Genomic DNA, 13,089 nt, shown 5'->3' with positions numbered 1-13,089 from the left:
CTGAAACATCCACTCAAGGCGAGTGAGCGGGCTGCGCATGCGCCACCCGCAGTGGATGAGCAGGACCACTTGGGTTTATTGCTGGTCAGCCAACTGCGCCTGGGCACCTGGATTGAGTTACAGGAAGACGAAGAGTTTCGCCTGCGATGCAAGCTGATCGCCATTCTGGAGCCGGGCGGCAAGCATATTTTCGTCAACCGCACGGGCATGAAAGTGCTGGAGCAAAGCCGCACCGACCTGATCGCTCAACTGCGCAATGGCAAAGTATTGCTACTGGATGACCGTTTACTGTTCGACCGGGCGCTGGAGTCGGTGATTGGTAGCTTGTACCAACGTAACGCGCAGTGACTGGCCTGCGGCTTTGGCGTCACAGATAGCTGCCAATTGAGCTGCACATCGCGGCATACTGCGCCTTTGGTTTTGCACGTTGAAGGAGTCTGTATGCAGCTGGACCCCACGAGCGGTTGGTGCCATGACGTGCGCCATTGCCCGTCGCCCAACTTCAATGAACGCCCGCGCGGCGAAATCTCCTTGTTGGTTATCCACAACATCAGCTTGCCGCCGGGGCAGTTTGCCACCGGTCAAGTCCAGACGTTTTTCCAAAATCAACTGGACCCCGATGAGCATCCTTTTTTTGAAACCATCAAGGAGCTGCGAGTCAGTGCGCATTTTCTGATTGAGCGCGACGGTCAGGTTACGCAGTTTGTCTCGTGTCTGGACCGTGCCTGGCATGCGGGTATTTCCAGTTTCGAGGGCCGCGAGACTTGTAACGATTTTTCGATAGGCATCGAACTTGAAGGCACCGATGATCAGCCGTTCTGCGACGCCCAGTATCAGGCGCTGATTGCTCTGACGCGGGAGCTGCAAACCCACTATGGCGACATTACCCTTCAACGAATATGTGGCCACAGTGACGTGGCACCGGGGCGCAAGACAGATCCAGGCCCCCATTTCGACTGGACGCGCTATCGCAGCGCGTTGCAGCACAGAGGAGACAATCAATGAGTTTTGTGGTGCTACTGCTGGCGATTCTGGTCGAAAAATTCTCGGCCTTGCGCCAGCGCCTTCAATGCGACGGCGGCTGGGTACGCGAGCTGAACAAGCTCGAAGCCTCGCCCAAACTGGCGAAAAACCCGTGGTGGGTGTTGATCATCCTGATTCTGCTGCCGGTCATGTTACTGGGGTTGTTGCTGGTGGTGCTCGACCCGGTGGCTTATGGCCTGCTGGCGTTACCGGTGCATCTGGTGGTGTTGATCTTCAGCTTGGGCCGGGGTGACTTGCTGGCAGATCTGGGGCCATTTCGTGATGCCTGGCGTCGGGGTGATCTGCAAGCAGCTGCCCATGTGGCCGAACGTGACATTAGCGTGCGGGCCGAGAATGGTGAGCAACTGCTGGAACACGTTCAGGCGCACTTGCTGTGGCAAGCCTACCAAAGCTTTTTTGCGGTGATTTTCTGGTACTTCCTGTTGGGGCCGGTGGCGGCGCTCAGTTATCGCTTGCTGGCGCTGGCGGTCGAGCACGGCAAGAACCCCGAACTGGTCGAGCACGCTCAACAAATGCGTCATGCGTTTGACTGGCTGCCGGTGCGATTGCTGGCGGCCAGTTTTGCATTGGTCGGCAACTTCGCCGCGGTCAGCCGCGTGATGTTGCACGAACTGCTGAGCTGGGAAATCAGTGCAGAACAGTTGATCAATAAAGTCGGGTGTGCGGCGGCTGAACTTGCGCCACCGCAGACCGGCCCGGAAGGCGTTTCCAGCCTTGATGCCTTGTGGGAACTGCTGCTGCGTGCTGCCGTGGTGTGGTACGCCGGTTTTGCCGTGTGGACGTTGCTACTTTAAGACACAGGCCCAGCGCTCGCTAAACCCGTCAACGTGGCGCTTCAGAGGCACCACATTCACCGGGTTTACGATCGCTGCGCAATTGGACGTCGTCTTCGGCAACTGCTATGAGAACCTCGATCATGGCCCTGTCGCCGCTGACGAGTAATGCGAGGCTGCGTCCGGGCGCGCAGCGGTCGTGATTGCGGTCTTTAGCGGCTTATCGTGCCCAGTTAAACAGCGCGCACGCATTGGCCGTGGTGGCGTCGGCCAATTGCTCGGGGCTGATGTTCAACACCTCGGCCAGTGCCTGGCAAATGTTGGGCAGATGCAGCGGGCTGTTGCGCTGGTGGGGGAACATGGCTGGCGCCATGTCGGGCGCGTCGGTTTCGAGCACGAGGGCGTCCAGCGGCAAATCAGCCAGCACTTTGCGCAAGCGTAACGCTTGCGGCCAGGTTGCGGCACCGCCCACGCCCAGCTTGAAACCCAGCTTGATGTATTCGCGCGCTTCCTCGCGGCTGCCCGCAAACGCATGAATGATCCCGCCGCGCTTGAGCTTGAAACGCTTGAGTGTGGCAATTACCTGCGCATGGCTGCGGCGCACGTGCAGCAGTGCCGGCAGATTAAAGTCTGCGGCCAACTGCAATTGACCTTCAAACAACCGCTGTTGAGCGTCGCGGTCCAGTTGCGGGAGAAAGTAATCGAGGCCGATTTCACCCACCGCACACAGCTGCGCATGCCCGTCCAGCCGGGTCAGCCATGCCCTCAGCTCAGTGAGGTGCTCAGGGCGATGCTCATACAGATACACCGGGTGCAAGCCAAACGCGGCATACAAATGAGGGTCGGTTTGCACCAGGTCCCACACCCGTTGCCAGTGACGCTGATCGACCCCCAGCACCACCATGCGCTCCACCCCCAATGCCCGACTGCGCGCCAGCAGCCGCGTACGGTCGGCGTCAAAGTCGGGGAAGTCGAGGTGGGTGTGGGTGTCGATCAGTTGCATGCTTAAACCTGATCAATACGCTGTTTGAAATTACGTGCAATGGCGTGGATGCCGGGTGCGTAACGTTGTTCTTCAATGGCGGCCAGAGCGAGATTGAGTGCCGTTTCGGCGATCAACTGATGCTGTTGGCCCATGGCATTCACCGGTAAGGGCAAGAAGTCCAGCAACTGCGTGTCGCCGAAGGTGGCGAGACGCGTAGGTGCTTTGTGCTCCGGGTGATCGAGCAAGGCATCAAACATCCCTTGCAGCAGCACGTAAGAGGTTGTGACCAGCGCTTCAGGAAAATGCCCCAGGCGTGCCAGCAAATCATCAATCATGCGTCGCCCGCATTCGCGGCTGAACGCGGTGCCATGCTCAATCAGTACGTCGCCTTCAAAACCTTCCAGCGCCTGCTTGAAACCCGCCGCCCGTGCCTGACTCACGCTCAGTTCCGGGCGCGCGCCGATCAGGGCGATTTGCCGTGGCATGGGCTTTAACACACTACGGGTCAGCTGCAGGCTGGCTTCACAGTCATCACTGATCACCGAGCAAAACCGTTCGGGCTGCATCGTGCGGTCAATCGCGATAATGGGCATGCCCAGGTCTTGCAGTTGACGGTAACTGTCGTCTTCTGCTGGCAGGCAACTGGCCACAAACAAGGCGTCGCATCGTCGGGCGCGGAACAGCTTGAGCAGTTGGCGTTCGCTGTCGGGAGCGTCGTCGGAGCTGGCGATCAGCAATTGATACCCACGGGCGCGGGCACCTTGTTCGAGTTGCTTGGCAATGCGCGCGTAACTGGGGTTTTCAAGGTCGGGCAGGATAAAACCCAGTGTGCGGGTATGCCGGCTGCGCAAACCTGCGGCCTGCGGGTTAGGGGTGAAACCATGCGCCTCGACCACCGCGCGTACGCGCTCCACCGTCGTGCTGCTGATGCGTTGCTGTTCAGCTTTGCCATTGATGACATAGCTGGCGGTGGTCACGGAAACACCTGCCAGTTGAGCGATATCGCTGAGCTTCACGCCGATAATTCCTTATTTTTTATAGTACATGTCGACATTCTGGCCAATCCTACCCGATAAAGGCAGCCGACCATCGTCTGCCTTATTGCTACTGTATTTTTTTGCAGCGTCGTCCACATGACGCTGATCAATGCGACAGGTTGGGCTTCAAGCGCGAGCGATTATGCAGTAACGTGCCGCACATTCATGATTAAACGTTTCAGCAAGCGTGTTTTGTAGCCGTAAGCCCCTGTATGGATGTGCTTGCCACACATCGGGTGACCTAGTGAGGGGCGGGCGGCCTAAGCTGATTAAATTCAAAACAATACCGGGTGCCACGGAGCGCCGGATAAGGAGAACGCATGCTTGAGCTCACCATAGAGCAGATATCCATGGGCCAATCGGCTGTGGATAAGTCTGCTGCGTTGCAATTACTCGCCGATAAGCTGGTCGCCGACGGGTTGGTGGCCGAGGGCTATCTGGACGGTTTGCGAGCGCGTGAGGCTCAAGGTTCGACTTTTCTGGGGCAGGGCATTGCCATCCCTCATGGCACCCCCGACACCCGCGACCTGGTGTTCACCACCGGTGTGCGTTTGTTGCAGTTTCCCGAAGGTGTGGACTGGGGCGATGGGCAAATGGTCTATCTGGCGATTGGCATTGCCGCCAAGTCCGATGAACACCTGCGTTTATTGCAACTGTTGACCCGTGCCTTGGGTGAAACCGATCTGGGCGAAGCCCTGCGTCGCGCCAGTTCCGCTGAAGCCTTGCTCAAACTGTTGCAAGGCGCACCGCAAGAGCTGGCGCTCGATGCGCAAATGATTGGCCTGGGTGTGTCGGCAGATGACTTTGAAGAGTTGGTGTGGCGCGGTGCCCGTTTATTGCGCCAGGCCGATTGCGTAAGCAATGGCTTTGCCGCCGTATTGCAACAAGTTGAAGCGCTGCCGCTGGGCGACGGCCTGTGGTGGTTGCACAGCGAGCAAACGGTCAAGCGTCCGGGGTTGGCGTTCGTCACGCCCGATAAACCGATCCGCTACCTGGGCAAACCGCTCAGTGGCCTATTCTGCCTGGCCAGTCTGGGTGAGGCGCATCAGGCACTGCTTGAACGCTTGTGCGCCTTGCTGATTGAGGGGCGCGGTCACGAACTGGGCAGTGCCACCAGTCGGCGTGCCGTGCTTGAAGTGTTGGGCGGCGAACTGCCCGCTGACTGGCCAAGTGCCCGCATCACCTTGGCCAACGCCCACGGGCTGCATGCGCGCCCGGCAAAAATCCTTGCGCAGTTGGCCAAGCGTTTTGACGGTGACATTCGCGTCAGCATCGTCGGCGGCCATGAGTCGCCAGTATCGGCCAAGAGCTTGAGCAAACTGCTGAGCCTGGGCGCTCGGCGTGGGCAAGTGCTCGAATTTGTGGCCGAACCGAGCGTGGCCGACGACGCGTTACCGGCGATTTTAGCGGCGATAGAAGAGGGTCTGGGCGAAGACGTTGAACCGTTGCCTGCGGTCAGCGAAGCGGCCCCGACCGTTGCCGACATTGCGCAAGTCATCAGCGCCCCGGCGGCTGGCAGCGTCATTCACGCCATCGCGGCAGCACCTGGCATCGCCGTGGGGCCAGCGCATATCCAGGTGTTACAAACCTTCGACTACCCGCTGCGCGGCGAGTCATCAGTGGTGGAGCGCGAGCGCTTGCACAACGCATTGGCTCAGGTGCGACAGGACATTGAAGGTCTGATTCAACGCAGCCCGTCCAAAGCCATCCGCGAGATTTTTATTACCCATCAGGAAATGCTCGACGATCCCGAGCTGAGCGATGAAGTCGACAACCGTTTGAAGCAAGGCGAAAGCGCAGAAGCGGCGTGGATGTCGGTGATCGAAGCGGCGGCGCGTCAACAGGAGTCGTTGCAGGATGCGTTGCTGGCCGAGCGTGCCGCCGATTTACGCGACATCGGCCGCCGTGTGCTGGCCCAACTGTGTGGCATCGAAACGCCAGCCGAACCCGAGCAGCCTTATGTGCTGGTGATGGATGAGGTGGGTCCCTCTGATGTGGCGCGCCTTGATCCAGCCCGGGTCGCGGGTATTTTGACCGCCCGCGGCGGGGCCACGGCCCACAGCGCCATTGTCGCCCGTGCCTTGGGCATCCCGGCGCTGGTCGGTGCGGGGGACGCGGTGCTGTTGCTCGCGCCAGGCACCCAGCTACTGATAGATGGCCAGCGTGGCCGCCTGCACGTTGCCCCGGACGCCGACGCGTTACAGCGCGCCACGCAAGAGCGTGACAGCCGCGAACAACGCTTGCAGGCCGCCAGTGCATTGCGTCACGCGCCTGCGGTGACCCGCGACGGTCATGCGGTCGAGGTGTTTGCCAACATCGGCGAGAGCAAGGGCGTGGCCAATGCCGTCGAGCAGGGCGCCGAAGGCATCGGTTTGCTGCGCACCGAACTGATTTTCATGGCCCATTCCCAAGCGCCGGATGAAGCCACGCAAGAGGCCGAATATCGCCGCGTGCTCGACGGTCTCGACGGTCGCCCTTTGGTGGTGCGCACTCTGGACGTGGGCGGTGACAAGCCGCTGCCGTACTGGCCGATTGATAAAGAAGAAAACCCGTTTTTGGGCGTGCGTGGTATTCGCCTCACGCTGCAACGCCCGCAGGTGATGGAAGGCCAGTTGCGTGCCTTGCTGCGTTCGGCAGACAACCGCCCGCTGCGCATCATGTTCCCGATGGTCGGCAGCGTCGCAGAATGGCGTGCAGCGCGGGACATGACCGAACGTCTGCGCCAGGAAATCCCCGTGGCCGACTTGCAGCTGGGGATCATGATCGAGGTGCCTTCGGCCGCGTTGCTGGCTCCGGTGCTGGCCAAAGAGGTGGATTTTTTCAGCGTCGGCACCAACGACCTGACGCAATACACCCTGGCCATCGACCGTGGTCACCCGACCCTGTCGGCGCAGGCCGATGGCTTGCACCCGGCGGTGTTGCAACTGATCGACATCACCGTGCGTGCGGCCCATGCCCACGGTAAATGGGTGGGGGTGTGTGGCGAGTTGGCGGCAGACCCGCTGGCCGTTCCCGTGCTGGTGGGGTTGGGCGTGGATGAATTGAGCGTCTCGGCCCGCAGCATCCCGGAAGTCAAAGCGCGGGTGCGAGAGTTGAGCATGGATCGCCTTAAAACCCTGGCCGCCGACGCGTTAAGTGTGGGCAGCCCGGATGAAGTTCGTGCATTGGTGGAAGCGCTCTAATGGCCAAAATTCTGACCCTTACGCTGAACCCGGCGCTGGATTTGACCGTGCGTGTGGCGCAGTTGCAGCCCGGCGAAGTCAACCGCAGCCAGGCCCTGTTGACCCACGCGGCGGGCAAGGGCATCAACGTCGCGCAAGTGCTGGCCGATCTTGGCCACACGCTGACCGTCAGCGGCTTTCTCGGCGAGGATAATCAACAGCCTTTCAACGCCCTGTTTGCCCGTCGAGGGTTTGTCGACGCCTTCATTCGGGTGCCGGGTGAAATCCGCAGCAACATCAAACTGGCCGAAGACGATGGTCGCGTCACTGACGTGAACGGCCCAGGCCCGCTGGTCAGTGAATTCGCCCAGCAAGCGCTGATCGACAAAATCGACCAGATCGCTGCCAGTCATGACGCGGTGGTGGTGGCGGGCAGTTTGCCGCGAGGTGTCAGTGCGCAGTGGTTGCATCACTTGCTGCTGCGGCTCAAGGCGATGGGCTTGAAAGTGATTCTGGACACCAGCGGCGAAGCCTTGAAACAAGGCTTGAGCGCAGGGCCGTGGCTGATCAAGCCCAACACCGAAGAACTCAGCGATGCCCTGGGCTGTGACATCAGCAGCCTTGAATCCCAAGTGGCCGCCGCTGCGCGTTTGCAAGCGCAAGGCGTTGAGCATGTGGTGATTTCCCAGGGGGCTGACGGTGTGAACTGGTTTAGCCACGGTCAGGCACTTCACGCCTTGCCGCCCAAGGTCAGCGTCGCCAGCACCGTGGGCGCCGGTGACTCACTGTTGGCGGGCATGCTGCATGGCCTGCTCAGCGGGCATACCCCGGAACAGACCGTGCGCACCGCCACGGCGATTGCGGCCATGGCGGTCACCCAGATTGGTTTTGGTATCAGCGATGCGGCGCACTTGGCGACGCTCGAAAGCGGCGTGCGCGTGCGCTCCCTGACAGAAGAATAAGAGGCAAGGACATGAAATTAGCCATTGTGACGGGCTGCCCCAACGGCATGGTGACCAGCGTGCTGTGTGCCCGGTTGCTTGACGCTGCTGCGCAACGTCAAGGTTGGAGCACCAGCGTTGAAGTGCATGACCCCAAGCACCCTGAGCGCCAATTATCGGCAGCGGTGATCGATGAAGCCGAGTGGGTACTGGTGGTGAGCAGTACGCCGCTGGACATGCAGCGCTTTATCGGTAAACGCGTCTTTCAAAGCACCCCGGCCCAGGCCCTGCAAGATGTAGAGGGGGTATTGCGCCGGGGCGTGGAAGAAGCCCAGGTGTACGCCGCTGCTGACGCGGTGGTCGAGGACGCGGCGCCTGCCCGCGCGCCCAAAATTGTCGCGGTCACGGCGTGTCCCACGGGCGTGGCGCATACCTTCATGGCCGCCGAAGCCTTGCAACAAACGGCCAAGCGCCTGGGCTATGACTTGCAAGTCGAAACCCAGGGTTCGGTGGGCGCACGTAACCCGCTGAGCGCCCAGGCCATCAGCGAGGCTGACGTGGTGTTGCTGGCGGCGGACATTGAAGTGCCGACCGAGCGTTTTGCCGGCAAGAAGATCTATCGCTGTGGCACTGGTATCGCGCTCAAGCAATCGGAAGCCACGCTGAAAAAAGCCCTCAGCGAGGGGCAGCAAGAATCGGCTGCCACGGGGGCTTCGGGCACGGTCAAATCTGAGAAGACAGGTGTGTATAAGCACCTGCTGACTGGCGTGTCGTTCATGTTGCCGATGGTGGTGGCGGGTGGGCTGCTGATCGCGTTGTCATTTGTGTTTGGTATCACGGCGTATAAAGAGCCCGGCACTTTGGCGGCAGCGTTAATGCAGATCGGCGGCGATGCGGCATTCAAACTGATGGTGCCGTTGCTCGCGGGATACATCGCCTACTCGATTGCTGACCGTCCGGGCCTTGCGCCGGGGATGATTGGCGGCCTGCTGGCCAGCACCTTGGGCGCGGGTTTTATTGGCGGGATCATTGCCGGTTTTATCGCCGGTTATTGCGCCAAAGCGATCAACCGTTATGCGCGCTTGCCGCAAAGTCTTGAGGCATTAAAACCGATTCTGATCATCCCGCTGTTCGCCAGCCTGTTTACGGGCTTGGTGATGATCTACGTGGTGGGTAAACCGGTGGCGGGCATGCTTGAAGGGCTGACCCACTTTCTGGACAGCATGGGCACCACCAACGCTATTTTGTTGGGCGTGCTGCTGGGCGCGATGATGTGCGTCGACTTGGGCGGGCCGATTAACAAAGCGGCGTATGCGTTTTCAGTGGGGCTGTTGGCGTCGCAAAGTTATGCACCGATGGCGGCGACAATGGCCGCGGGCATGGTGCCGCCGATTGGTTTGGGCATTGCCACATTGATCGCCCGGCGTAAATTTGCGCAAACCGAGCGGGAGGCGGGTAAAGCGGCGATGGTGCTGGGGTTGTGCTTTATCTCTGAAGGCGCGATCCCGTTTGCAGCCAAAGACCCGTTGCGGGTGATCCCGGCCAGTGTGGTGGGCGGTGCATTGACCGGTGCGTTGTCGATGTACTTCGGCTGCAAATTAATGGCGCCGCACGGCGGATTGTTTGTGATGTTGATCCCCAATGCAATTAACCATGCGTTGTTGTATTTACTGGCCATTGTGGCGGGCAGTGTGCTGACGGCGGTGGTGTATGCCGTGATTAAACGGCCTGAACCGGCGGATATCGCACTGGAGACGGCCAAGGCTTGAACCGCTTGCCCTCACCCCAACCCTCTCCCGGAGGGAGAGGGGGCTTGAGATGTATTGAGGCTTGAAATGTATGCATTCAGTGCTGACGCCCACCAACGCCGACTCTCTGTGGAAGGGGCCAGGATGAGCGAAGGCTAGCACCGAGATCTCAAGCCCACCCCAATCAAGCCCCATGAACCCTGGAGATTTCACTCCCGGCCCCAATCAAGCCCCATGAACACTGGAGATTTCAAGCCCACCCCCAATCAAGTCCCCTCTCCCTTTGGGAGAGGGTTAGGGTGAGGGTCTTGGAGCCTGCGCTGAACCTCCAGAAATATGACGTGCAAAACACCCTCCATCTCGTCAATCACTTGCAGATTGTCAAACCTCAGCACAGTGATCCCCAGACTCTGCAAATACCGGCTGCGGCGCAGGTCATAAGTCACTGCCTCAGGCAGCAGATGCTGACTGCCATCCAGCTCAATGGCCAGTTGCAGTTGCACACAATAAAAGTCGAGCACATAAGGCGGGCAAGGATGCTGACGGCGAAACTTCACGTCCAGCAGTTGCCTGGCCCGCAGTTGTTGCCAGAGGCGCAATTCGCAATCGGTTTGATCGCCGCGCAAGCGTCTGGCCAGTTGACGTTGCTTAGAGGTAGGGCGGGGCAGCGTCATGCTTCACGTCCGTGTGAAGGTGGATGTCTGACTCAGCCTAGAACGGCGACCAACCCGCGTTGGCCTCAATGATTAACCGATGTTGCCAGCACGTATCAGTACACATCCCGACGATAACGCCCTTGTTCAATCAGGTGCTCCAGCGCCTCGGCACCCAGTATGTCGATCAACGCCTGATCCACACCCGCTGCCATGCCTTGCAAGCTGCCGCAGATATAAATAGCTGCGCCCTGCGCCAGCCAGCGCCGCACTTCATCCGCCGATTCGCGCAGACGGTCTTGTACATACACTTTGTGCGCTTGATCACGCGAAAAGGCCAAGTCCAGCCGCGCCAGATCCCCGTTGGCCAGCCAGCCTTGCAACTCTTCGCGGCAATAGAAATCATGGGCAGCGTTGCGCTCGCCGAAGAACAGCCAGTTGTCCTGTATCCCTTCGCTAATCCGTGCCTTTAACAGACTGCGCAACCCGGCCAGTCCGGTGCCATTGCCCAGCAAAATCAGGGGGCACGATTGCTCGGGCAAGTGGAAGCCACTGTTGCGCCGCAGTCGCAAATGGATGCTTGAACCCACGGGTGCATGTTCGGTCAGCCAACCCGAGCCAATGCCCAGGCTGCCATCGGCATGCCGCTCTTGGCGCACGATCAATTGCAGCACTCCGTCTTCAGGAATCGACGCAATGGAGTATTCGCGCATGCTCAAGGGGATGAGCGCATCGACCAATGCCTGGGCGTGCAGGCCCACCAAATGCCCACGGTTCTCGGGCAGTTGGCGACTGGCGAGTGCTTGTGCCAGGGTTTCACGCAGCCCGTCGAGTTGCACCATGCTGTGCGGCTCAAGGCCCAGGCCGTCGAGAAAGTGCTCTACCGCCCAGGCGCATTGGCGTGGCAGGACTTCGACCAAATCACCCGCCTGCCACGTGTGGCTGTTGTCGGGTGTGCTAAGCCCCAGCAGGTACGCGCTGGAACCGAGGCTGCCGGGGTTGAGCCGATCTCGCTGTTCCAGCGTCCAGTTGCTGTAACGCGGGGCCTGCCATGGCGTGCTGGGCGCGCCACCGGTGAGCTGGCTCAGTTGCTGCTGCCATTGTTGCAGTGCCAAGGTATCGCCGTTGTCGACGTGCACCGGGCTGAACAAAGACTGTGCGCCGCGCTCGTTTAGCCACTGTTCTATACGGGTGGCAAAACCGCAGAAGTCGGGGTATTGGCGATCCCCCAAGGCCAGTACGCCATAAGTGAGGCCATTTAAGGCCAAGGGTTGGCCCACAACCTTGCGCTCAAATCCGCGGGCGCTGTCCGGCGCTTCCCCGTCGCCAAAAGTGCTGACCACAAACAGCGCGTTGCTGGCGTTTTGCACGTCATCTTCAGTCAACGCTGACAGCGGCTGCACCCGAACAGGCAAGCCGGATGCCTGCAATTGCCCGGCGGTTTGCCAGGCCAGTTGCTCGGCAAAGCCGCTCTGGCTGGCGAAGCCGATCAACCATGAAGGCGCATCGCTGCGCAGCTCTGTAAAACCTTGGCGCGCCTGTTTGACGTGACGCTTTTTGCGACGACGGTCCAGGTACAGTAACCAGCCGGTAATAAAGAACAGCGGCATGGTCAGGCTGGCGGCGGTGACCAGAATGCGCCCGGTCAGGCCCCAGTAACTGCCCACGTGCAGGGCGTAAATGCTGGTCAGCAACTGCGCCTTGTAGCTTTTGTCATCGTAGCGCTCATGTTTTTTGACCACGCCGGTCGCGGGGTCGAGCACGATCTGGTTGAAGGCCCGCTCATGGGGTGAGTCTGTGCGCAGGTAGAAAACCGTCGCGGGCTGGCCTGCCGCTGGCGGCATGCGCACGTTGTACAGGCTCAGCTCGGGGCCTGCGGCTTTTTGGATGCTGGCCCAGATCGCAGCGTAATCGGCGATGGGCGCGGGGCCCGCCGGGCCGGGTTGGCCGCGACCGCCTTTGCGTTGCTCACCGTGGGGGGCGTCTGAAAACAGCCGTTGCAGGCCTTTGTTGTACCACTCGTAGGACCATGACAGGCCGGTGAGTGCCGCCAGCAGGTAAAAGATCAGGCACCAGGTGCCCGCCACCGCGTGCAAATCCCAGTTGAAACTGCGGCCTTTTTTCGCCCAGTCCAGTGTGAGCCACGCGCGCCAGTTCAGCGCCTGACGCGGCCAGCGCAGGTACAAGCCCGAGAGGCAGAAGAAAATCAGCATCAAGGTGCACGCGCCTGTGATCTGGCGACCGGTTTGGCCGATGGCCAGAAAACGGTGCAATTGCAGCATCAGGCCGAAGAAATCCTGGCCTGTGGCATCGCCTTGATAGGCGCCGGTGTAGGGGTCGACATAGCGCAGTTGGCCGCGCCGCTCGCCCGGTGGAGGGGTGAAGAACACGCGGGCGGCACTGTCGCTGTCAACGCCCACCCACAGCATCGACACGTGCTTGCCTTCGCGGGCTTCGACTCTGCGTACCAGTTCGGCGGGCGGCAATACGCCGCTGTTGAGCTTTTGGACCTTGAGTACCGAGGGGTTGAGCAGGTTCAGCAGCTCGTCCTGAAACGACACGGTCGCACCGGTGATGCCCATCAGGGCCAGCACTAGCCCGGCGGTTATCCCGAAAAACCAGTGCAACTGAAACAGTGTTTTCTTGAACACAACGGCCGCCTTGCTTGTTCAATTGAATGCGTGTTTTACGCCACAGGCCTGACGTCATCAACGTCAAGCCCTGAGGCTTTCACACAAAAGCCCCGG

Annotated in this window: 10 protein-coding genes; 6 read left to right on the top strand and 4 right to left on the bottom strand. The window is 60.3% G+C overall.

The window, feature by feature from the left end; genetic code table 11:
* From GYN01_RS22650 to ampE, 3 genes are all read left to right on the top strand, one after another.
* On the top strand, positions 1-348 hold the full coding sequence (locus tag GYN01_RS22650; RefSeq protein WP_420850384.1) for a DUF1631 family protein: 348 nt from the start codon (positions 1-3) through the stop codon (positions 346-348).
* A 93-nt stretch (positions 349-441) separates the two neighbouring features.
* Complete coding sequence (gene ampD / locus GYN01_RS06160; protein WP_048362492.1) at positions 442-1,005, top strand: 1,6-anhydro-N-acetylmuramyl-L-alanine amidase AmpD; 564 nt, start codon at positions 442-444, stop codon at positions 1,003-1,005.
* Positions 1,002-1,838, top strand: a complete 837-nt coding sequence (gene ampE / locus GYN01_RS06155; protein ID WP_048362493.1) for a regulatory signaling modulator protein AmpE — start codon at positions 1,002-1,004, stop codon at positions 1,836-1,838. Before ampD ends, ampE begins: the two co-directional genes overlap by 4 nt.
* Positions 1,839-2,037: 199 nt before the next feature.
* Here the strand turns inward: ampE and GYN01_RS06150 are convergent, their stop codons facing one another.
* Positions 2,038-2,820, bottom strand: coding sequence for a TatD family hydrolase (locus GYN01_RS06150; protein ID WP_203306734.1), 783 nt, complete (start codon positions 2,818-2,820; stop codon positions 2,038-2,040).
* Positions 2,821-2,822: 2 nt separating this feature from the next.
* Positions 2,823-3,818 (bottom strand): catabolite repressor/activator, encoded by a 996-nt coding sequence (gene cra, locus GYN01_RS06145; RefSeq protein WP_048401339.1) that lies wholly within the window; start codon positions 3,816-3,818, stop codon positions 2,823-2,825.
* Positions 3,819-4,159: 341 nt separating this feature from the next.
* Here cra and ptsP point away from each other — a divergent pair, with 341 nt between their 5' ends.
* Genes ptsP through GYN01_RS06130 form a run of 3 tightly spaced genes read left to right on the top strand, consistent with a single transcriptional unit; the run spans position 4,160 to position 9,710 of the window.
* Entirely contained in the window at positions 4,160-7,021 is a 2,862-nt protein-coding gene (gene ptsP / locus GYN01_RS06140; RefSeq protein ID WP_203306733.1) for a phosphoenolpyruvate--protein phosphotransferase, read from the top strand.
* Positions 7,021-7,962: a 1-phosphofructokinase gene (pfkB, locus tag GYN01_RS06135; protein ID WP_203306732.1), complete on the top strand. Its 942-nt coding sequence runs from the start codon at positions 7,021-7,023 to the stop codon at positions 7,960-7,962. The genes ptsP and pfkB overlap by 1 nt, the downstream gene beginning before the upstream one ends.
* Positions 7,963-7,973: 11 nt before the next feature.
* The gene (locus GYN01_RS06130; RefSeq protein WP_048401333.1) at positions 7,974-9,710 is read left to right on the top strand and encodes a PTS fructose-like transporter subunit IIB; all 1,737 of its coding nucleotides are present in this window, start codon (positions 7,974-7,976) and stop codon (positions 9,708-9,710) included.
* A gap of 245 nt (positions 9,711-9,955) precedes the next feature.
* On the opposite strand, the gene GYN01_RS06125 is transcribed toward GYN01_RS06130, so the two are convergent.
* Positions 9,956-10,363, bottom strand: a complete 408-nt coding sequence (locus GYN01_RS06125) for an endonuclease domain-containing protein (protein ID WP_203306731.1) — start codon at positions 10,361-10,363, stop codon at positions 9,956-9,958.
* 95 nt (positions 10,364-10,458) lie between these two features.
* Positions 10,459-12,993 (bottom strand): PepSY domain-containing protein, encoded by a 2,535-nt coding sequence (locus GYN01_RS06120; RefSeq protein WP_203306730.1) that lies wholly within the window; start codon positions 12,991-12,993, stop codon positions 10,459-10,461.
* Positions 12,994-13,089: the final 96 nt, after the last annotated feature.

The organism is Pseudomonas weihenstephanensis, assembly GCF_016812185.1.
In the GTDB taxonomy this organism is placed as follows: Bacteria; Pseudomonadota; Gammaproteobacteria; order Pseudomonadales; family Pseudomonadaceae; genus Aquipseudomonas; species Aquipseudomonas weihenstephanensis.
The sequence above is the reverse complement of the archived record's forward strand: the minus strand, read 5'-3'. Positions and strand labels throughout refer to the sequence as shown.